Source organism: Mesorhizobium sp. USDA 4775 (assembly GCF_054062655.1).
The window spans coordinates 1,707,234-1,727,509 of record NZ_JBSSFM010000001.1; the positions used below are offsets into that span (position 1 = coordinate 1,707,234).

The following is a 20,276-nucleotide window of genomic DNA, read 5'->3' on the forward strand; positions in this document are numbered from 1 at the left end:
TCATGATTGTTGCGCGCCCTTCGAGGCTGGTGCCAAGCACCGATACCGAACGCGGACTTCGCCAGCTCTGTCTGGCATTTTTCCTGGCTGCGCTTGCCTTCCTCGTCTTTTCTGCCCCCGCCTCGGCCGCCAAGATCGACGACCAATTCCGCGCCTGGCTGCAGAACGACCTCTGGCCCGAGGCCAAGGCCAAAGGCATTTCCAAGCAGACATTCGATGCCGCCTTCGATGGCATAAAGCCCAATCTGAAGCTGCCCGACCTTGTCATGCCCGGCGAGAAGCCGAAGACGCCGCAGAAGCAGCATCAGGCCGAGTTCGGCTCGCCCGGCGCCTATTTCGCCGAGAAGACGGTTCGTGCGGTGACGTCAGGCGGCCGCGCGCGCGAAGCCGCCAACGCCAGGACGCTTGCCGCGATTGAAAAGCGCTATGGCGTGCCCGGCGAGATCCTCCTGGCGATCTGGGGCCGTGAGACCGGCTTCGGCGCGGCAAAGATGCCTTACGACGCCTTCGAGGTTCTCGGCACCAAGGCATTCATGTCGACGAAGCAGGATTTCTTCCGCACCGAGCTTTTGGCCGCGCTGGAAATCGTCCAACGTGGCCTCGCCCCGGTCGGCGCGATGAAATCGTCCTGGGCCGGTGCGCTCGGCCAGCCGCAATTCATGCCGACCTCCTTTCTCAAGCATGCCGTGGATTTCGACGGCGATGGACGTGTCGACATCTGGAATTCGACGCCCGACGTGCTCGCCTCGATCGCCAATTATCTCGTCCATTATGGCTGGGTGAGAGGACGCGGCTGGGGTTTCGAGGTGACCGTACCGGAGAGCGTCTCCTGCTCGCTGGAAGGTCCCGATCAGGGCAAGAAGATCTCTGAGTGGGCTGGTATGGGCATCAAGCGCGTCGGCGGCAAGCCGTTTCCGGCGAGCGAGCTGAAGGCGCAGGGCTTCCTGCTGATGCCGGCCGGCCGCAGCGGGCCGGCTTTCATCGCCACTCCCAATTTCTATGTGCTGAAGGAATACAACACCAGCGACCTCTATGCGCTGTTCATCGGCCACGGCGCCGACCGCATTGCGCATGGCGACCAGAATTTTTCCGGCAGCTGGGGTCCGGTCGGCGATCTCCATCGCTCCGACATCGCCGCCCTGCAGCGGGCGCTGGAGGCCAAGGGCTATGATGTCGGCAGCGCCGACGGCCTGCCGGGCTTCAAGACCCGCCGTTCGATCGGCAAGTGGCAGGCCAAGAATGGCCAGGCCGCGACCTGCTTTCCCGATGCGGGCCTAGTCACCGCGCTGAAATAACTCAAAAATTGGCAGATCTTTCTCGTTCGGCTGCCTCGATCGGTCGGCGTATGCGTCGACGCGCCATCCGCCGTTCGGCTTCAATAGGCCGTTCTGCAAATGCTCGTTGCCCGTCACAAAGTGGCCGGATATGCTGTTGACCAATTGGACAAAAACCACGACGGTAAGGGGTTAGAGGCCGTCCTTTGGCCCCGACAAGAATTCTACAATCCTGAGCCGGGAACTCAGGTCAACAACCAACAAAACAGGGAACAATCACCATGATGATGGAAAAGTTTGCTCTTCGCTCGCGTGCCTTGCTAGCGGGCGCGGCGGTGTCCGCGCTGCTCATTGGCGCAGCACCCGCCTTCGCCGTCACACCCGCCGACACGCTGGTCGAGGGCTTCGCCATCGACGACATCATCTCCATGGATCCGGGCGAAGCGTTCGAACTGTCGACCGCCGAAGTCACCGGCAACACCTATGACCTGCTGGTCCGTCTCGACCTTAGCGACACCTCCAAGGTCAAGCCGGATCTCGCAGAGAGCTGGACCGTCTCCGACGATGGCCTGACCTATACGTTCAAGCTCAAGCCGGGCCTCAAATTCGCCTCGGGCAATCCGATCACCGCGGCCGACGTCGCCTATTCGTTCGAGCGCGCCGTCAAGCTGGACAAGAGCCCGGCCTTCATCATCGACCAGTTCGGCATCAGCGGCGACAACGTCACCGAAAAGGCCAAGGCAATCGACGACACCACCTTCCAGTTCACCGTCGACAAGGCCTATGCGCCGAGCTTCGTGCTGAACTGCCTGTCGGCCACGGTCGCTTCCGTTGTCGACGCCAAGCTGGTCAAGGAGCATGTCGCCGCGGTGACGCCGAGCGCCGACTACAAATGGGACAATGACTTCGGCAATGCCTGGCTGAAGACCGGCTATGCCGGCTCCGGCGCCTACAAGCTGCGCGAATGGCGCGCCAACGAAGCCGTCGTCATGGAGCGCAACGACAATTATCACGGTGAAAAGGCCAAGCTCGCCCGCGTCATCTACCGCAACATGAAGGAAAGCTCGGCCCAGCGCCTGGCGCTCGAAGCCGGCGACATCGACGTTGCCCGCAACCTCGAGCCGAACGACCTCGACGCCATCGCCAAGAACGCCGATCTCACCACCACCAGCGCGCCGAAGGGCACGGTCTATTACATCAGCCTGAACCAGAAGAACCCGAACCTCGCCAAGCCCGAGGTTCGCCAGGCCTTCAAATACCTGGTCGACTACGATGCGCTGAGCTCGACCATCCTCAAGGGTATCGGCGAAATCCACCAGTCATTCCTGCCCAAGGGCGATCTCGGGGCCATCGACACCAATCCCTTCAAGCTCGACGTTGCCAAAGCCAAGGAATTGCTGGCCAAGGCCGGCCTGGCCGACGGCTTCAGCGTCACCATGGACGTACGCACCGGCCAGCCGACGACCGGAATGGCCGAATCGATCCAGCAGACGCTCGGCCAGGCCGGCATCAAGCTGGAGATCATTCCAGGTGACGGCAAGCAGACGCTGACCAAGTACCGCGCCCGCAACCATGACATCTATATCGGCAATTGGGGCCAGGATTATTTCGATCCGAACTCCAACGCCCAGACCTTCGCCTCCAACCCCGACAATTCGGATGCCGGCAAGTCGCACACGCTCGCCTGGCGCAATTCCTGGGACATTCCGGACCTGACCAAGGAAACCGAAGCGGCACTGCTGGAGAAGGATGCAGGCAAGCGGGCTGATATGTACAAGGATTTGCAGCAGAAGATCCTCGACACCAGCCCCTTCGTCATCATCCATCAGCAATTGGAAGTGGCCGGGCTGCGCAAGAACCTCAAGGGCTTCGCGCTTGGTCCGAGCTTCGACAGCAACTTCGTCGGCCCGGTCTCGAAAGAATAAAGCCGACGGACGCGCCGCATGAGCGCGATTGAAAACGAGAGCGGGCGCGGCAGCGCCCGCGCGGTCGCCATTGCCTCGGCGATCGGCCGTTTCCTGGTCATCGCGGTCACGACCTATCTTGGTCTTCTCGCGGTGACCTTCTTCATCGGCCGTGTCATCCCGATCGATCCGGTGCTGGCGGTGCTCGGCGATCGAGCGCCTCTCAATGTCGTGGAGCGCACGCGCCGCGAGATGGGCCTCGACCTGCCGCTGATCGAACAGTTCTACATCTATGTGAAAAATGCCCTGAACGGTGATTTCGGCACATCGGTGCTGACCACCAACCCGGTCATGACTGACATTCGCCGCGCCCTTCCAGCAACGACGGAACTGGCGACGCTGGGGACACTGATCGGTGCGCTGTTCGGCGTGCCGCTCGGCGTGCTGGCTGCGGTCAGGCGCGGCAGCATCATCGACCAGATCGTGCGCGTCATTGGCCTGATCGGCTATTCCGTGCCGATCTTCTGGCTCGGCCTGCTTGGCCTCGTCCTGTTCTACGCCAAATTGCAATGGGTGGCTTTTCCGGCTCGGCTCGATGTCGTCTACGAATACACCTTCACGCCGATCACCGGTTTCTACCTTCTCGATTCGGCGATGCAGGGTCAGTGGGATGTCTTCTGGGATGCCTTCCGCCACATCATCTTGCCGGCCTCGCTGCTCGGCTATTTCTCGCTCGCCTATATCAGCCGCATGACGCGCTCGTTCATGCTCAACGAACTTGCGCAGGAATACATCGTCGCCGCCCGCGCCAAGGGCCTGTCGGAAACCCGCATCATCTGGGGCCACGCGCTACGCAATGCCGCGGTGCCGATGGTGACGGTGATCGCGCTCTCCTATGCTGGGTTGCTCGAAGGCTCGGTGCTGACCGAGACTGTCTTCTCCTGGCCGGGCATCGGCCTCTACATTACCAACTCGCTGCAGAACGCCGATATGAATGCCGTCCTTGGCGGCACCATCGTCATCGGTTCGGTGTTCATCGCCATCAACCTTCTGTCGGATCTTCTCTACCGCGTGCTGGACCCGAGGACGAAGACAGGATGAGCGCAGACACCATCCAGAGCCGTCGCGACTGGCTGCTCAGCGAGCGGCCGGCCTCGCGCATGCAGGCTAGGCTCGGACGCGCCTATGTCGCGTGGCGGCGTTTCTCGGCCAACCGGCTGGCTTTTGTCGGCCTGCTGATCATCATCGCCTTGCTGGTCATCGCAGCCCTTGCCGGCGTGCTGGCGCCCTATTCGCCGACCTTCGGTGATCTCAAGAATTCCCGGCTGCTGGCGCCCAGCGCCGAGCACTGGTTCGGCACGGACGACCTCGGCCGCGATATCCTTTCGCGCATCCTCTACGGTTCGCGCTGGACGCTCTATGTCGTCATCCTGGTCGCCATCATCGCCGCCCCCATCGGCCTGCTGGTGGGCACCGTCGCCGGTTACGCCGGCGGCTGGACCGATGCCATCCTGATGCGCATCACCGACATCTTCCTCGCCTTCCCCAAGCTGGTTCTGGCGCTGGCCTTTGTCGCTGCCCTCGGCCCCGGCATCGAAAACGCGGTGCTGGCGATAGCCATCACCTCATGGCCGCCTTACGCTCGAATTGCTCGCGCGGAAACGCTGACGGTGCGCAATTCCGATTACATCAAGGCTGTGCAGCTGATGGGCGCGTCGCCCTTCCGCATCGTGCTGCGCCACATCATGCCGCTCTGCATCTCCTCGCTGATCGTCCGGGTGACGCTCGACATGGCCGGCATCATCCTCACCGCCGCCGGCCTCGGCTTCCTCGGCCTCGGCGCGCAGCCGCCGCTGCCTGAGTGGGGCACGATGATCGCGTCGGGCCGCCGCTTCATCCTCGATCAATGGTGGGTGGCCGGCGCGCCGGGCTTCGCCATTCTCATCGTCAGCCTCGGCTTCAACCTGCTCGGCGACGGCCTGCGCGATGCCCTCGATCCCCGGAGCGGTGACCAATGAGCGGCACGCTGCTTGAAGTCGACGACCTTCGGGTCGATTTTCCGACCCGAACCGGCCTGGTCCAGGCCGTGCGCGGTGTGTCCTTCACGCTCGGCCGCGAGCGGCTCGGCATTGTCGGCGAAAGCGGCTCGGGAAAATCGCAGACCGGCCGCGCCATCATGGGCCTGACGCCGCCGCAGGCCAGGATATCGGCCAGGAAACTGGCCTTCGACGGCATTGACCTGCTCGGCATCTCGCCCCGCCAGCGCCGGGCATTGCGGGGCAACCGCATCGCCATGATCCTCCAGGATCCGAAATACTCGCTCGACCCGGTGATGAGCATCGGCCGCCAGATCGTCGAGACGCTGCGCACCCACGAAAAAGTCAGCAAGGCCGAAGCGCGCGAGCGCGCGCTGGCCATGCTGGAAGCGGTCCAGATCCGCGATCCCAAACGCGTCTTCGACCTGCATCCGCATGAGGTCTCAGGCGGCATGGGCCAGCGCGCCATGATCGCCATGATGCTGATCGCCGGGCCGGAAATGATGATTGCCGACGAGCCGACCTCGGCGCTCGACGTCACCGTGCAACTCGACGTGCTCGGCATCCTCGATAAATTGGTCAGCGATCGCGGCATGGGGCTGATCTTCATTTCGCATGATCTGCGCCTGGTCTCGTCCTTCTGCGACCGCGTCATCGTCATGTATGCTGGCAGGGTGGTCGAGCAGCTAAAGGCCTCCGAACTCGGGCAGGCCCAGCATCCCTACACGCGCGGCCTGCTCAACTGCATGCCCAGGATCGGCTTCGAGCGCCACCCGCTGCCGGTGCTCGACCGCAAGCCGGAGTGGGCGGCATGACAGCTGCGATCACCGTCGACGGGCTGGAAGTGATCTTCGACCGGTTTCGCGCGCTGAAAGGCGTCAGCCTCGAAGTCAGGTCAGGCGAATCCTTCGGCCTGGTCGGCGAGAGCGGTTCCGGCAAATCGACGCTGCTCAGGGCGATCGCCGGCCTTGCGCCGGTCGCCTCGGGCAGCATCACCGTCAACGGCAAGACGCTCGGCACGCGCCGCGACAAGGCCTTTTATCGCGAAGTGCAGATGGTCTTCCAGGATCCCTATGGCTCGCTGCACCCGCGCCAGACCGTCGACCGCCTGCTGCAGGAACCGCTTGCCATCCACGGCTTTGCCGATGGCGAGAAGCGCATCGAACGCGCGCTCGACGAGGTCGGCCTCGGCAACGGCTTTCGCTTCCGCTACGCGCATCAGTTGTCGGGCGGCCAGCGCCAGCGCGTGGCGATCGCACGTGCGCTCATCCTCGAACCCTCGATCCTGCTGCTCGACGAGCCGACCTCGGCGCTCGATGCCTCGGTGCAGGCCGAAGTGCTCAACCTTTTGGAAGAGGTCCGCCGACGGCGCAAGCTGACCTTCCTGATGGTCAGCCACGACCTCGCCATCATCACCCATATGTGCGAGCGGCTGATGGTGATGCAAAGCGGCGAGGCGGTCGAGAATCTCACGGCGGCCCAACTTGTCGCGCACCGCGTGACAGAGGATTATACGCGCAATCTGCTCAGGGCCAGCGAGGGGTTTGTGAGGGCGTAGCCAAGCTTTTTAAATCGACTTCCTTGGCGCCACGCGAGCGTCAGGCGGCTCCGCCCTCAGGCAAGGCTCCGCTGTGTCCAGCTTGGCTCGATTGCTTCGGCTCCTTGATCCGGAACCACGTCACATAAAGCGCCGGCAGGAACAGCAGCGTGATCGCCGTACCCGCGATGATGCCGCCCATCATCGCGTAGGCCATCGGTCCCCAGAACACTTCGCGCGCGATTGGGATCAGCGCCAGGCTGGCGGCGGCCGCGGTCAGCGCGATCGGCCGCATCCGGTGTTCCGTCGCCTCGATGACGGCCGCCCAGCGGTCCTTTCCTTCGGCGACGAGGTCCTCGATCTGCACGATCAGGATGACCGAGTTGCGGATCAGGATGCCAATCAGCGCCAGCACGCCCAGGATGGCGACGAAGCCGAGCGGCGCGCCGCTCGGCACCAGGGCCGCGACCACGCCGATCAGCCCGAGCGGCGCCACCGCCACCACCAGGAACAGGCGCTGGAAGCTCTGCAACTGGATCATCAGGATCGTGGCCATGACGAAAAGCATCAGCGGCACCACGGCCGCGATCGGCCCCTGGCTCTTGGCGCTTTCCTCGACCGAGCCGGCGGTCTCGACCGAATAGCCCGGCGGCAGCTTGGCGATGAAGGCATCGACCGATGGCTTCAGCTCGTTGACCACGGTGGCAGGCAGCACGTCGCCGACCAGTCCGGCGCGCACGGTGATCGTCGGAATGCGGTCGCGCCGCCAAACCGTTGGCTGCTCGAGCTCGTAGCGGAAATTGGCCACCGCCGCGAGCGGGATCGCCTCGCCGGTGCTGGTCGGCAACTGCATGTTCTGCAGCGTCCCGATCGAGCCGCGTTCGGCATCGCGTGAGCGCGCCACGACATTGATGAGATAGGTGGCGTCGCGCACCTGCGTGATGGTGGCGCCGCCGACCGTGCTGTTGAGCGCGCTGGCGATATCGGAAGAGGTGATGCCGAGCTGGCGCGCCTTGTCCTGCAGCACGTCGACCCTCAGCACGCGTTGCGGCTCGTTCCAGTCGAAGGTGGGGGCCGCCAGTTTCGAATGGGCCGAGATCACACCGGCGAATTGTTGCGCCAGCTCGCGCACCGCCTGGATGTCGGGACCGCCGACGCGGTATTGCACCGGACGGCCGACAGGCGGGCCGAGCTCGAGCAGCTTGACGAAGGCGTCGGTGCCGACAAATTCCTCGCGCAGCAGCTTTTCCAGCGCCGGCTTGACCCGGTTGCGGGCCTCGATGCTCTTGGTGACGATCACGGTCTGGCCCGAAATAGGGGTTGGCCGGCTGCACGTCGTAGGCCAGCACGAAGCGCACCGCGCCCTGGCCGATATAGGACGAGAAATGGTCGATGTCGGGATTGCCGACCAGCGCCCGCTGCTCGAAGCGCTCCATCTGGTCGCGCGTCTCGGCGACAGAGGAATTCTGCGGCAGGTTCCAGTCTACGATCAGCTCGGGCCGGTCGGAGGGCGGGAAGAACTGCTGCTGGACGAGACCGAAGCCGGCGATCGAGGCGGCAAACAACAGCACTGTGGCGATGATGGTCAGCCAGTGGTGGCGCACCGAGCCGACAAGCACGCGCCGGAACAGCGAGGTGAAGCGTCCCGGCTGGTCGTGGTGTTTCGTCTTCATCGTCGCCGGCAGGATAGTGACGCCGAGCAGCGGCGCGAACAGCACCGCCACGATCCACGACACCAGCAGCGACACGGCGATGACGACGAACAGCGTGAAAGTGTATTCGCCGGCTGCACTCGAATTGAGCCCGATCGGGATGAAGCCGGCGACCGTCACCAGCGTGCCGGTCAGCATCGGGAAGGCGGTCGATGTGTAGACATAGGTCGCTGCCTTGCGCAGATTGTCGCCGACCTCCAGCCGCGCCACCATCATCTCGACGGCGATCATGGCGTCGTCGACCAAAAGGCCGAGCGCGATGATCAGCGCGCCGAGTGAAATGCGCTGCAGCGAAATGCCGAGATAGGCCATGACCGTGAAGGTGATGGCCAGCACCAGCGGGATCGACAGCGCCACGACGAAGCCGGCGCGCATGCCGAGGCTGATGAACGACACTGCAAGCACGATGGCCACCGCCTCGAACAGGGCGCGGGTGAAGCCCGAGACGGCCTCCTCGACGATGACCGGCTGGTCGGCGACGAGGTGCACGCCGACACCGACCGGCAGGTCGGCCAGCACCTTGTTCATCTCCTCGTGCAGCGCCTCGCCGAACTGCAGCAGATTGGCGTTGGGCTTCATGCCGATGGCGAGCCCGATCGCGTCCTGGCCGTTGAAGCGGAAAAGCGCCGTTGGCGGATCGGCATAGCCGCGCGTGATCGTCGCCACGTCGCTCAGCCGGAAGAAGCGGTCGTTGACGCGTAGGTTGATGGCGCGAAGGCTGTCCTCGGAGGCGAACTGGCCGCCGACGCGTACGCTGATGCGCTCCGGTCCGGACTGGATGACGCCGGACGGCGTGATCGCGTTCTGCGCCTGCAGGCTTGCCACGATCGCCTGCTGGTTGAGGCCGAGGGCGGCGATCTGGCGGGTCGAGAATTCGAGATAGATCGCTTCGTCCTGCGCGCCGACGAGATCGACCTTGCCGGCATTGGGCACGGTCAGGATCTTGGTGCGGACATCCTCGACATAGTCGCGCAATTGGCGCGGCGTCAGCCCGTCGGAAGTGAAGGCGTAGATGTTGCCGTAGACATCGCCGAAGCGGTCGTTGAAGAACGGTCCCTGCACGCCTTGCGGAAACTGCGCCTTGATGTCGTTGACCATGTTGCGCACCTGAAGCCAGTTCGGCACGACATCGCGCGCCTTGGTGGTGTCCTTCAGGTTGACGAAGATGACGGTCTGGCCGGCGGTGGTGACGGACTTGGTATAGTCGAGGCTGTCGAGTTCCTCGAGCTTCTTCTCGATGCGATCGGTTACCTGCTGCACGGTCTCCTTGACCGATGCGCCCGGCCAGTTGGCCTGGATGATCATCGTCTTGATGGTGAAGTTGGGGTCTTCCTCACGACCGAGATTGAGGTAGGAGAAGATGCCGGCCACGACGAAGACCAGCATGAAATACCAGACCATGGAGCGGTGGCTGAGCGCCCAGTCGGAGAGATTGAAGCCCTTCATCAGACGCCGCCCTCCAGCACTTTGACCTTCTGGCCTTCGCTCAGGCTGTGGACGCCCGCGGTGACGACGCGCATGCCGGCGTTGAGCCCTTCAGCCACTGTGAAGGCGCCGCCATTCTTCGACGCGACCTTGATGTCGCGCGTGCTCACGCTCGATGTCTGCGGGTCGACGATCCACACCTTGTCGGCGCCGTTCTTTTCCAGCAGCGCCGAGATGGGCAGTTCGATCGTCGGCGCCACCTTGGTCACGCGGGTCGCCGTCACCGTCGAGCCGAGCCGAAAGGCCTGTGGCGGATCGGTGAGTGTCAGCTTGACGCGCCGGGTGCGGGTCGAGCCTTCGGCCTGCGGCGCGATCTCGCGCAGCTTGGCCTGGGTCTCGATCGTCGGCAGCGATTGCAGGATCACCTGGAACGGCGTGCCGGTGGTGAGATCGCCGGTCAACTGATCGGGGATATCGACCACGGCTTCGCGCAGATCCGAGCGCGCCACGGTGACGACCGTCTGGCCGGCCGAGACGGTCTGTCCGACCTCGGCGCCGACGGCGGTGACGACGCCGTCGAAATCCGAGAACAACCTGGCGTAGCCGAGCTGCTCCTGCGATTTGGCCAGCGAAGCCTTGGCCCGCTCGACATTGGCCTCCGCGGCCTTGCGTGCCTGCTGCGCGGCATCGAAGACGGCCTGCGAGGCGTTGGCCGCGGCAAGCAGCTGGCGCTGGCGCTCCTCGCTGGCGGCAGCATTGGCGAACTGTGCCTCGGCATTGGAGAGCTCGGCCTTGGCTGCTTGCACCGCCAGCTCCAGCGCGGTCGGATCGAGCGCGGCGATCGTCGTGCCCTTGCTGACGATGTCGCCGACCTTGACGTCGCGCGAGACGACCCGGCCAAGCAGGCGGAAGGCAAGGTCGGCGCTGATCTGCGGCTCGACCGAGCCGGCAAAGCCGAAGGTCTGCGTCGTGCGCGGCTCGACCACCATCGACAGCACCGGCCGGATGACCTCCGGTGGCTTTTCCTCCGATTTCGAGCAGGCGGCGAGCGCGCCAAGCGCGAACAGGCCAAGCATGATGGACCGGTTCATTGGCCCGCCCCCGATATCTCGACCGTCTGGCCGGGACTGAGCAACTGCCCGCCCGCGGTCACGACGCTTTGGCCCTCGTTCAGTCCGCTGGCGATGACGACCGTGCCCGAATCGAAAGCCAGCACCTCGACCGGCGTCGGCGCCACCGCCTTGGTCGAGGGGTCGACGATCCAGACCGCCGGTTTGCCCGCGCTGGATGTCAGCGCCTGCCAGGGCAGCAGGATCGCCTTCGCCGGCTTGGCGCTGACCGACCCGATGACGGCCGCCCCGAGCGGCATGCCGGCGGGCGTGTCGGCAATGCCGACCTTGACCCGGATCGAACCGGAAGCCTGGTCGACCGCCGGCGAGATCTCGCGCACCTTGCCTGTCGCCCGGACCTGCGGGTCGGACAACAATGTGATCGTCACCGCCGGCGAGGCCGGCGTCTTGGCGACCAGCGTCTCCTGCACGTTGAATACCGCATCGCGGTCACCGTCCTCGGCGACCGTGAAGACGGTTTGTGCCGCCTGCACCACCTGGCCGGTTTCGACCTGGCGGGCGGTGATCACACCGGCGGCACCCGCCTTGAGCTCGGTGAAGGACAGGTTCTGCTGGGCGTTGGCGAATGCGCTCAGCGCGGCATCGACGCTGCCTTGCGCCACCTTCAGCGCCTGGTCGGCGGCATCATAGTCGCGCCTTGTGGTGAAGCCCTGGGCAAGCAGCGTCTTCTGCCGCTCGAAGGCGGCGGCGGACTGGGTCAGCTGCGCTTGTGCTGCGTCAAGATCGGCCTGTGCGGAGCGCAGATCGGATTGCTGCTCCTGCGGATCGATGCGGGCAAGCACCGCGCCCTGGTCGACATGCTGGCCGACATCAACAAGCCGCTCGGCAATGCGGCCGCCGACGCGGAACGACAGATTGTTCAGCGTGCGCGCCGCGATGACCCCGGTCAGCGAGGTTCTCGGCGCATAGTCGGCCATCGCCACTGTTTCGGTGCGCACCATGATCGGCAGTTTCTTGTCCGCCGCTTCCTGCTTCTGGCAGCCGGCCAGAAGCAATGCGGCTGCGCAGACGCACATTGCCGAGGCGATTGGAAATGACAAAAGACTGGAGGTTCTGACGGATGGCGGCGAGACGGACGATGTCGCGTTCCTGCTCATGGGCTCCCCCAGCCGCAGGTTGCTGATCCTCGCGGATGTCAGGAGGATAATCGATCCCCGGAAAAAGGAAACCGGCCTCGTACGCGTATCGCCCGACTGGTTAAGGCCCGGATCTTCTCGTCGCAGGCCCAATCGCCCGCCGGTGGTGCCGACTTGAGGAAAACATGAAATAAGGTCAGAAGACATCTGATCAACGAGGACGGGCGCCGGCCCGATGAGGGATATCATGAAGAATTCAGCCATTTCCGAACGCAAAAACCAGTCGATCTCGCGCGGCGTCGGCATGACCACGCAAATCTATGCCGACCGGGCCGAAAATTCGGAAATCTGGGATGTCGAAGGCCGTCGCTACATCGACTTTTCCTCGGGCATCGCCGTCGTCAACACCGGCCACCGCCACCCCAGGGTGATCGAAGCGGTCAAGGCGCAGCTCGACCGTTTCACCCACACCTGCCACCAGGTCGTGCCCTATGAGAGCTACGTCAGGCTGGCCGAACGGCTGAATGCCATGCTGCCCGGCAAGTTCGAGAAGAAGACGATCTTCGTCACCACCGGCGCCGAGGCGGTCGAGAACGCCATCAAGATCGCCCGCAATGCCACCGGACGCCCGGCCGTCATCGCCTTCGCCGGCGGCTTCCATGGCCGCACCTTCATGGGCATGGCGCTGACCGGCAAGGTCGTGCCCTACAAGGTCGGCTTCGGCGCCATGCCGGGCGACGTCTATCACGCGCCGTTCCCGGTGCCGCTGCATGGTGTGTCGGTTGCCGATTCGCTGGCCGCACTCGACCGGTTGTTCAAGGCCGATGTCGATCCGGCCCGCGTCGCCGCCATCATTGTCGAGCCGGTTCAGGGCGAGGGCGGCTTCTACGAGGCGCCGCGCGAATTCTTGACCGCGCTGCGCAAGCTCTGCGACCAGCACGGCATGCTTTTGATCGCCGACGAGGTGCAGACCGGCTTTGCCCGCACCGGCAAGATGTTCGCGATGGATCACCATGAAGTCGCGGCCGACATCACCACCATGGCCAAGAGCCTGGCCGGCGGCTTCCCGCTGTCGGCCGTCACCGGCCGCGCCGAAATCATGGATGCGCCCGGCCCCGGCGGCCTCGGCGGCACCTATGGCGGCAGCCCGATCGGGGTTGCCGCGGCACACGCGGTTCTCGACGTGATCGAGGACGAAAAGCTTTGCGACCGCGCCAACACCCTGGGCGCGCGGCTGAAGCAGCGCCTGCAGTCGATCCGCGACGACGTGCCCGAGATCGTCGATATCAGGGGCCTCGGCTTCATGAACGCGGTCGAGTTCAACGACGTCAAGAAGGGCCTGCCGTCGGCCGAGATCGCCAACGCCATCCGGCTGAAAGCGCTCGACAAGGGCCTGATCCTGCTGACCTGCGGCGTCTACGGCAACGTCATCCGCTTCCTTGCGCCAATCACCATCCAGGACGAGGTCATGAACGAGGCGCTCGACATTCTGGAAAGCTCGATCCGCGAAGTCTGCGCCGCCTGAACCGCTTTACCTCCCCCTCGTGGGGAGGTCGGACTGAGGTAGGTGTGGGGGGCTTGGCGCCCACCCCGCTGCTTCGCAGCGACCCTCCCCACAAGGGGGAGGGCAAGGCGGCTATCCCGCAGCTCTTGCCGGCTCATCCTGCTGAAAGGCAGCCAGAGCCGCCTTCAACCCCTCGGGACCCATTGCCACCGTCTCCGGCGTCGGCGAGAAGCCGGCGCCCAGCATCTTGCGGCCAAGCATGTGGTCGCCGGGGCGGTTGACGGATTCGATGCCGAGCAACCGGTCGCCGGCATAGTGGTAGATCGAGAACTTGTTGTCGGGCAGGTCGCCCAGCACGACATGGCTGTCGCCGCCGGCGGTCAGCCCGACCATCTGCAGCTTCATGTCGCCAATATCGGACCAGAACCATGGCACCGCCGAATAGGCATCCGCGTGACCGGTGATCGTGCGCGCCGCGAGGCGGGCCTGGTCGGTGGCGTTCTGCACCGATTCCAGCCGCACATCGCCGCCGGTGAACCAGTGCCGGTAGGAGGCAACGTCGCCGATGGCCAGGATTTCCGGCACCGAACTGCGCATCTGGTGATCGACACGGATGCCGTTGGCGATGGCAATGCCGGCGTCCTGCGCCAGTTCGACATTGGCCACGGCGCCGATGCCGACGATAACCATGCGCGCCGGCAATTTTTCACCCGACGAGGTCATCGCGGCGACGACATGACCGTTTTCGCCTTCGAGCCTTGAAATCGAGGTGCCGGTGAGGATGCGCACGCCGGCCGCTTCCAGCCTTTGGCGGACATGGCTTGCCACCACCGGCGCCACGGCGCGGCCGAGCAGCCGGTCGACCGCTTCCACCACCGTCACCGTGCGGCCGGTCGCACGCAGCGTCGCGGCGATTTCCAGCCCGATGAAGCCGCCACCGAGGATGACGACATCTTCGCTCCGTGCGCTCAAGTCGCGGATCCGCCGGGCATCGGCCAGCGAACGCAGCGACAGGACGCCGGACAGATCCGAGCCAGGCAGCGGCAGGAGGCGCGGGCGCGACCCGGTCGCCAGGATCAGATGGTCGAAGGCAAGCACGCCGCCGCCTGATATCTCCAGGTTGCGGCCGCCGGCATCGATGCGTTCGATCCGCACGCCCGGCCGGTAGTCGATGGCGTTGCCGGTATAGAAGGCCTCACCCCGAAGCGGTTGCGGTTTGGCGTCGGCATCCTTGATGAAGGTCTTCGACAGCGGTGGCTTATGGTAGGGCAGTTCGTTCTCGTCACTGATGAGGATCACCGGCCCGTCATAGCCGTCCTCGCGCAAACTGGCGGCCGCTTGCACGCCCGCATGACCCGCACCGACAATGACCACGCCGTTCTTCATCGCGTCCCAAATCCTGTTTCGATCCTAGGATCTCTCGGCAGGTGGCAATTGTCTGGCGCCGCCGCAAGAGAGCGTTTGCGGGTCGCACCCGGAACGGCGGCTGTCAATCGTACAGTTTGACAGCGAAGCCGGCGCAGCCGAGGTGTAAAGTTGACTTCTGTAGTTTAGAATAATTCTAAACTATTGTTTCAATTGGCTTTTCCCGTAGATTTTCGTTGACTTCGATCGGCGCCGAAGCTTTATGGGAGCCTGCGTATTGGCGCATCCCTTTGATGTCTGGGCCTTGAACCCGTTCGATTGGAGGCATTTTGGTGTCTTTTTTCCCCGAACCGCGCAATGGCGCGGCAAGTCTTGGCGCTTTTGGCAACGACGTGGCCCCGCGCCGGTCGCCGCGCGCGCCGCTTACGGAATTTCCGAGAAACTGGAGAGTGATAATGACAGCACGGTATGGCGGCAGGCTGGCGGCGATTGGTGCCACGGCGCTGCTGACGGCGGCGGTGTTCGTGCTGCCTGCCAAGGCGGAAACCGACGCGAAAGCGGTCATCAAGACTTATTCCGATATCGCGCTTGCCAAATATGAGGATTCACTGACCACGGCGCAGGCTCTCGACAAGGCCGTCGATGTGCTGCTGGCCAACCCCTCGGTGGAAACGCTCAATGCCGCCCGCGACGCCTGGAAGGCATCGCGCGTGCCCTACCAGCAGACCGAGGTCTACCGCTTCGGCAACAAGATCGTCGACGATTGGGAAGGTGAGGTGAATTCCTGGCCGCTGGACGAAGGCCTGATCGACTATGTCGCCAAGAGCTACGGCACGGAATCGGACACGAATTCGCTCTATACCGCCAATGTGATCGCCAACAAGGAAATCGAGATCAACGGCAAGAAGGTCGATGCCTCGAAGCTTTCGCCGGAATTCCTCTCCGGCACGTTGCAGCAAGCCGGCGGCGTCGAGGCCAATGTCGCCACCGGCTATCACGCCATCGAATTCCTGCTCTGGGGCCAGGACCTGCACGGCACCGGCCCGGGCGCCGGCGAGCGCCCTTACACCGACTACGACCTCAAGAACTGCACCGGCGGCAATTGTGACCGCCGTGCCGAATATCTGAAGTCCGTCACCACCCTTCTGGTTTCGGACCTGCAGAAGATGGTTAACGACTGGAAGGCAGACGGGGCCGCACGCAAGAACCTGGTCGATGGCGAGCCGAACACGGCGATCTCGGTCATCTTCACCGGCATGGGCTCTCTGTCCTACGGCGAACTGGCCGGTGAACGCATGAAACTCGGCTTGATGCTGCATGATCCGGAGGAGGAGCAAGACTGCTTCTCCGACAACACCCACAATTCGCACCTCTATGATGCGATCGGTATCCGCGCCGCCTACCTGGCCAGCTACACGCGCCTCGACGGCACTGTCGTTTCCGGACCTTCGGTGCATGACATGGTCAAGGCGGCCGATCCGGCGATCGACAAGGAACTGTCCGACAAGCTCGACGTCACCGTCGCCAAGATGGAGGCGATCAAGGCGCGGGCCGAGGCCGGCGAGGCCTATGACCAACAGATCGCCGAGGGTAACGCGGCGGGCAACGCCACCGTGCAGGCGGCGATCGACGCGCTGATCGACCAGACCAAATCGATCGAACGTGCGGTCGGCTCGCTGAACCTCAACGCCATCGCCTTCGAAGGATCCGACAGCCTCGACGCACCCGACAAGGTGTTCAAGTAAGCGCCGAAACCTGGAGCCTGGCCGGAAGCTGATAATCGGCTTCGGAATGGGCTCCGGGACCTGAACAAGCCACACGGCGCGGGAGGCGCCGTCAGCCATCCGAGCACTGTAAATGCTGATCTGCCATTGCAACATCATCACCGAGAAGGAGATCGAACAGACGATCATCGGGCTGCTGGACCTGGACCCCTGGCAACTCATCGTGCCGGCCAAGGTCTATCACGCGATGCAAAAGCGTGGCCGCTGTTGCGGCTGTTTCCCAAATGTGGTCGAAACGATCATTCGGGTTACCGAAAGTTACCACGCCCGCTCCGAGGCGAGCGGCGTCGATGTCGTTTCACACCTGGATCGCGTCAGAGGCCTGCGCGTCCAATACGGGAGCAGAACCCATGAAAGGCGAAAGTCTGATCATCGAGCGGCTTAACGAGGCTCTTTTCCTGGAGCTTGGAGCTGTCAATCAATATTGGGTGCATTTCCGTCTGCTGGAGGATTGGGGGTACACGAAGCTGGCCAAGAAGGAGCGGGCGGAATCGATTGAGGAGATGCACCACGCCGACAGGCTCATCGCCCGGATCATCTTCCTTGAAGGCCATCCGAACCTGCAGTCCGTGGCGCCGCTGCGCATCGGGCAGAACGTCAAGGAAGTGCTCGAATCCGACCTTGCCGGCGAATATGACGCGCGCACGGCCTACAAGCGTTCGCGCGAAATCTGCCATGAGGTGGGCGACTACGTGACGATGAAACTGTTTGAGGATCTGCTGGCTGACGAGGAAGGTCACATCGATTTCCTCGAGACGCAGCTCGACCTGCTCGCCTCGATCGGCGAGGAGAAATATGGCCAGCTCAACGCCGACTCGGCCAACGAGGCGGAGTAAAGGCATGCGGGAATGCGGCGCCTGCTAGAATTACCGCGCCGCTTGCGGCGGGCCGACGGCTCGCCGTTCCGCCTGAACAGACCAGCCGGACTGGCTCGTCGACGCTGCGCCATTCTCGTGTTGGCGCTGACATCGTCCGCGCTTGCCGGCGAGCTTCAGCCGGCCGGGCTCGCCACCACGCGCAGCGACCTCAATGCCAAGGATCAGGCGCGCGTCGCCGCCGTCACCAGGCCGACCACGGATTTCTCCAAGCCCGAGCCGTTCGAACTGATGCAAGGTGGCGCCGGCACATCACGGAAGGACGTCAGCCGCGATTCCTTCTCCCAATCCTCAGCCAACATCACCTTCGAGGAAGAGGGCGCTTTCAAGCTCGGCAACGCCCTCTTCCGCAAGAACTGGGTGTCGTCGCCATCTTCGACGCAGGCGTCGGACGGGCTGGGTCCGCTGCTCAACGAACGCGCCTGCCAGAACTGCCATCTGAAGGACGGCCGCGGTCGCCCGCCGCAAGGCGATACCGGCACCACCTCGATGTTCCTGCGGCTGGCGCGCGATGCCAGCAACGCCGAGGAAAAGGCAGCCCTTGCCGACCGCGAGCTGACCAATTTCCCCGACCCGGTCTATGGAACGCAATTGCAGGAGCTGGCTGTGCCCGGCTTGCGCGGCGAAGGCCGGATGCGCGTCGATTATCAGGAACGGCAGGTGACGCTGGCGGACGGCACGGCGGTTTCCCTGCGCAAGCCCAGCTATTCCGTCACCGATCTCGCCTATGGGCCGCTTGATCCGCGCACCACGCTGTCGCCGCGTCTGACGCCGCCGATGATCGGCCTTGGCCTGATCGAGCAGATCGCACCGGCCGATATTCTTGCTCACGCCGATCCGGAAGACCGCGATAATGACGGCATCTCCGGCAAGCCGAACATTGTGCGTGACGGGCTGAGTGGCAACCTGACGCTTGGCCGTTTCGGCTGGAAAGCACAGACCGCGACGATCCGCCAGCAGGCGGCGGACGCCTTCGCCGGCGACATCGGCATCTCGACGCCGGAAGAACCAAAGCACTGGGGCGATTGCACCGCCGCTGAGGCAAAATGCCTGGCCATGCCGAATGGCGTGCAGGCCCGCCTCGGTCCGGTCGAGGCGCCGCCGCCGGTGATGGATCTCGTCACCTTCTATTCGCAGAACCTGGCCGTGCCGGCACGCCGCGACCTCGCTGCGCCTGATGTGCTCGCCGGCAAGAAGCTCTTTTACGAGATCGGCTGCGTTTCCTGCCACACGCCGAAATTCGTCACCCGCCGCGACGCGCCCAAAAAGGCGCAGGCCTTCCAGTTGATCTGGCCTTATTCCGACTTCCTGCTGCACGACATGGGGCCTGACCTGGCCGACGGCCAGGCGGTGGGCGATGCGACGGGCAGCGAATGGCGCACCCCGCCGCTGTGGGGCATCGGCCTCACCGAAACCGTCAACGGCAATTCCTTCTTTCTGCATGATGGCCGCGCGCGCAGCCTGACCGAGGCGATCCTGTGGCATGGTGGCGAGGCGCAGAAGGCGCGCGACCGCTTTGCCACCGCCAACGCGGCCGAGCGCGATGTGCTGGTCAAATTCCTGGAGTCACTGTGATGTTGAAGCGCTCTGCACTGGTTCTCGTCCTTCCGCTGGCTCTGCTCGGTGTTTTCCCCGCCTCGGCGGCGGTGAAAGCCTCCGACATCATCCAGCGGGCGATCGACGGCTTTGTCCGTCCGGCCTATGCCGGCTTGCACCAGCATGCCGAAGCGTTGACGCAAGCGATGCACAGGCTCTGCGAAGCGCCCTCGCAGGGGGAACTCGATGCGGTGCGGGCCGAATTTTCCGCCACGGTCTATGCCTGGTCGTCGGCCGAAATCATCGGTTTCGGACCGATCAAGGAGAACAACCGGCTGGAGCGCACGCTCTACTGGCCGGATCGCAAGAGCATTGGCCTCAAACAGGTGCAGGCGGCGCTGGCGGACAAGGATCCGACCGCCACCGATCCGAAACAACTGGCCGGCAAGAGCGTCGCCATGCAGGGGCTGGGCGCGCTGGAATTCGTGCTTTTCGGCGACGGTGCCGACGCGCTGGCGGGCAAGGACGATCCCTATCGCTGCGCCTATGGCGCGGCGGTTGCCGGCAATATCGAAACCATGGCCGGTGACGTCAGCGCGGCCTGGAACAAGCCGGACGGCTTTGCGGCGCTTTGGGCCAATCCGGGACCGCAGAACGCGCTCTACCGCGACGGCAACGAAGCGGTCACCGAACTGGTCGGTGTTTTCATCAACGAGCTGGAAATGATGAGGGATGTCCGCCTGAAGGGGTTCCTTGGCGGCAAGCCGGATGCCGACAAACCGAAACAGGCGATCTACTGGCGGTCGCAAAACACCGCCAATGCGCTGGCCGGGAATCTCGCCGGCGTCGACGCGCTGTTCCAGGCCTCGAAACTTGGCGATGCTCTGCCGCCCGATGCACGCTGGCTGGCGGAGTCCGTCCATATCCAGCTGGTCAACGGCGTCGCCACCGCAAAATCCATTCAGGGTCCGATCGACAAGACGCTCGCCGATCCGGCGCTGCGCGAAAAACTCGAGCATTTCGCGCTGATCACCTCCAGCCTGTCGACCCTGATCGGGACCCGGCTGACCGCAGAATTCGGCCTGACGGCCGGGTTTTCCTCGCTGGATGGGGACTGA

15 protein-coding genes and 1 pseudogene are annotated in these 20,276 nt (G+C 64.1%); 12 read left to right on the forward strand and 4 right to left on the reverse strand.

Annotation, left to right across the window (positions count from 1 at the left end; translation table 11 throughout):
• Window positions 1-2: 2 nt before the first annotated feature.
• From ACVILI_RS08430 to ACVILI_RS08455, 6 genes are all read left to right on the forward strand, one after another.
• Window positions 3-1,295 (forward strand): lytic murein transglycosylase, encoded by a 1,293-nt coding sequence (locus tag ACVILI_RS08430; protein WP_038651994.1) that lies wholly within the window; start codon window positions 3-5, stop codon window positions 1,293-1,295.
• A gap of 260 nt (window positions 1,296-1,555) precedes the next feature.
• The gene (locus ACVILI_RS08435; protein WP_027047717.1) at window positions 1,556-3,199 is read left to right on the forward strand and encodes an ABC transporter substrate-binding protein; all 1,644 of its coding nucleotides are present in this window, start codon (window positions 1,556-1,558) and stop codon (window positions 3,197-3,199) included.
• A gap of 18 nt (window positions 3,200-3,217) precedes the next feature.
• A complete protein-coding gene (locus ACVILI_RS08440; protein WP_019863044.1) occupies window positions 3,218-4,279 on the forward strand; it encodes an ABC transporter permease in 1,062 nt (353 codons plus the stop codon).
• Window positions 4,276-5,196 carry a nickel transporter permease gene (gene nikC / locus ACVILI_RS08445; RefSeq protein WP_019863045.1) on the forward strand — a complete coding sequence of 307 codons (921 nt, stop codon included), beginning with the start codon at window positions 4,276-4,278 and terminating at the stop codon, window positions 5,194-5,196. Before ACVILI_RS08440 ends, nikC begins: the two co-directional genes overlap by 4 nt.
• Window positions 5,193-6,029 carry an ABC transporter ATP-binding protein gene (locus tag ACVILI_RS08450; protein WP_019863047.1) on the forward strand — a complete coding sequence of 279 codons (837 nt, stop codon included), beginning with the start codon at window positions 5,193-5,195 and terminating at the stop codon, window positions 6,027-6,029. The genes nikC and ACVILI_RS08450 overlap by 4 nt, the downstream gene beginning before the upstream one ends.
• Window positions 6,026-6,772: an ABC transporter ATP-binding protein gene (locus ACVILI_RS08455; RefSeq protein WP_027047718.1), complete on the forward strand. Its 747-nt coding sequence runs from the start codon at window positions 6,026-6,028 to the stop codon at window positions 6,770-6,772. Before ACVILI_RS08450 ends, ACVILI_RS08455 begins: the two co-directional genes overlap by 4 nt.
• Window positions 6,773-6,812: 40 nt before the next feature.
• Here ACVILI_RS08455 and ACVILI_RS08460 read toward each other — a convergent pair.
• From ACVILI_RS08460 to ACVILI_RS08470, 3 genes and pseudogenes are all read right to left on the reverse strand, one after another.
• Window positions 6,813-9,909, reverse strand: a pseudogene (locus ACVILI_RS08460) (efflux RND transporter permease subunit).
• Window positions 9,909-10,979 carry an efflux RND transporter periplasmic adaptor subunit gene (locus ACVILI_RS08465; protein ID WP_019863050.1) on the reverse strand — a complete coding sequence of 357 codons (1,071 nt, stop codon included), beginning with the start codon at window positions 10,977-10,979 and terminating at the stop codon, window positions 9,909-9,911. Before ACVILI_RS08465 ends, ACVILI_RS08460 begins: the two are co-directional and overlap by 1 nt.
• A complete protein-coding gene (locus tag ACVILI_RS08470) occupies window positions 10,976-12,115 on the reverse strand; it encodes an efflux RND transporter periplasmic adaptor subunit (protein WP_038652001.1) in 1,140 nt (379 codons plus the stop codon). The genes ACVILI_RS08465 and ACVILI_RS08470 overlap by 4 nt, the downstream gene beginning before the upstream one ends.
• Before the next feature lie 226 nt (window positions 12,116-12,341).
• On the opposite strand from ACVILI_RS08470, the gene ACVILI_RS08475 reads away from it, so the two are divergent.
• The gene (locus ACVILI_RS08475; protein ID WP_027047720.1) at window positions 12,342-13,619 is read left to right on the forward strand and encodes a 4-aminobutyrate--2-oxoglutarate transaminase; all 1,278 of its coding nucleotides are present in this window, start codon (window positions 12,342-12,344) and stop codon (window positions 13,617-13,619) included.
• A 111-nt stretch (window positions 13,620-13,730) separates the two neighbouring features.
• On the opposite strand, the gene ACVILI_RS08480 is transcribed toward ACVILI_RS08475, so the two are convergent.
• On the reverse strand, window positions 13,731-14,984 hold the full coding sequence (locus ACVILI_RS08480; protein ID WP_240564596.1) for an NAD(P)/FAD-dependent oxidoreductase: 1,254 nt from the start codon (window positions 14,982-14,984) through the stop codon (window positions 13,731-13,733).
• A gap of 434 nt (window positions 14,985-15,418) precedes the next feature.
• Between ACVILI_RS08480 and ACVILI_RS08485 the strand changes: the two genes are divergently transcribed.
• The 5 genes from ACVILI_RS08485 to ACVILI_RS08505 all read left to right on the forward strand — a co-directional run bounded on the left by ACVILI_RS08485 (window position 15,419) and on the right by ACVILI_RS08505 (window position 20,276).
• Complete coding sequence (locus ACVILI_RS08485; RefSeq protein WP_038652005.1) at window positions 15,419-16,708, forward strand: imelysin family protein; 1,290 nt, start codon at window positions 15,419-15,421, stop codon at window positions 16,706-16,708.
• A gap of 112 nt (window positions 16,709-16,820) precedes the next feature.
• Window positions 16,821-17,132, forward strand: coding sequence for a (2Fe-2S)-binding protein (locus ACVILI_RS08490; protein ID WP_038652007.1), 312 nt, complete (start codon window positions 16,821-16,823; stop codon window positions 17,130-17,132).
• Window positions 17,098-17,583 carry a bacterioferritin gene (gene bfr / locus ACVILI_RS08495; RefSeq protein ID WP_019863056.1) on the forward strand — a complete coding sequence of 162 codons (486 nt, stop codon included), beginning with the start codon at window positions 17,098-17,100 and terminating at the stop codon, window positions 17,581-17,583. The genes ACVILI_RS08490 and bfr overlap by 35 nt, the downstream gene beginning before the upstream one ends.
• A 12-nt stretch (window positions 17,584-17,595) precedes the next feature.
• Window positions 17,596-19,197, forward strand: coding sequence for a di-heme oxidoreductase family protein (locus ACVILI_RS08500; protein WP_038652014.1), 1,602 nt, complete (start codon window positions 17,596-17,598; stop codon window positions 19,195-19,197).
• Window positions 19,197-20,276 carry an imelysin family protein gene (locus tag ACVILI_RS08505; RefSeq protein WP_240564597.1) on the forward strand — a complete coding sequence of 360 codons (1,080 nt, stop codon included), beginning with the start codon at window positions 19,197-19,199 and terminating at the stop codon, window positions 20,274-20,276. The genes ACVILI_RS08500 and ACVILI_RS08505 overlap by 1 nt, the downstream gene beginning before the upstream one ends.

What these genes read in the sequence shown, in the direction of transcription:
- ACVILI_RS08500 (WP_038652014.1), top strand. Translation starts at nt 17,596, where the DNA reads ATGCGGCGCCTGCTAGAATTACCGCGCCGCTTGCGGCGGGCCGACGGC.
- ACVILI_RS08435 (WP_027047717.1), top strand. Translation starts at nt 1,556, where the DNA reads ATGATGATGGAAAAGTTTGCTCTTCGCTCGCGTGCCTTGCTAGCGGGC.
- ACVILI_RS08455 (WP_027047718.1), top strand. Translation starts at nt 6,026, where the DNA reads ATGACAGCTGCGATCACCGTCGACGGGCTGGAAGTGATCTTCGACCGG.
- ACVILI_RS08490 (WP_038652007.1), top strand. Translation starts at nt 16,821, where the DNA reads ATGCTGATCTGCCATTGCAACATCATCACCGAGAAGGAGATCGAACAG.
- ACVILI_RS08430 (WP_038651994.1), top strand. Translation starts at nt 3, where the DNA reads ATGATTGTTGCGCGCCCTTCGAGGCTGGTGCCAAGCACCGATACCGAA.
- ACVILI_RS08440 (WP_019863044.1), top strand. Translation starts at nt 3,218, where the DNA reads ATGAGCGCGATTGAAAACGAGAGCGGGCGCGGCAGCGCCCGCGCGGTC.
- nikC (WP_019863045.1), top strand. Translation starts at nt 4,276, where the DNA reads ATGAGCGCAGACACCATCCAGAGCCGTCGCGACTGGCTGCTCAGCGAG.
- bfr (WP_019863056.1), top strand. Translation starts at nt 17,098, where the DNA reads ATGAAAGGCGAAAGTCTGATCATCGAGCGGCTTAACGAGGCTCTTTTC.
- ACVILI_RS08470 (WP_038652001.1), bottom strand. Translation starts at nt 12,115, where the DNA reads ATGAGCAGGAACGCGACATCGTCCGTCTCGCCGCCATCCGTCAGAACC.
- ACVILI_RS08465 (WP_019863050.1), bottom strand. Translation starts at nt 10,979, where the DNA reads ATGAACCGGTCCATCATGCTTGGCCTGTTCGCGCTTGGCGCGCTCGCC.
- ACVILI_RS08450 (WP_019863047.1), top strand. Translation starts at nt 5,193, where the DNA reads ATGAGCGGCACGCTGCTTGAAGTCGACGACCTTCGGGTCGATTTTCCG.
- ACVILI_RS08475 (WP_027047720.1), top strand. Translation starts at nt 12,342, where the DNA reads ATGAAGAATTCAGCCATTTCCGAACGCAAAAACCAGTCGATCTCGCGC.
- ACVILI_RS08485 (WP_038652005.1), top strand. Translation starts at nt 15,419, where the DNA reads ATGACAGCACGGTATGGCGGCAGGCTGGCGGCGATTGGTGCCACGGCG.
- ACVILI_RS08505 (WP_240564597.1), top strand. Translation starts at nt 19,197, where the DNA reads ATGTTGAAGCGCTCTGCACTGGTTCTCGTCCTTCCGCTGGCTCTGCTC.
- ACVILI_RS08480 (WP_240564596.1), bottom strand. Translation starts at nt 14,984, where the DNA reads ATGAAGAACGGCGTGGTCATTGTCGGTGCGGGTCATGCGGGCGTGCAA.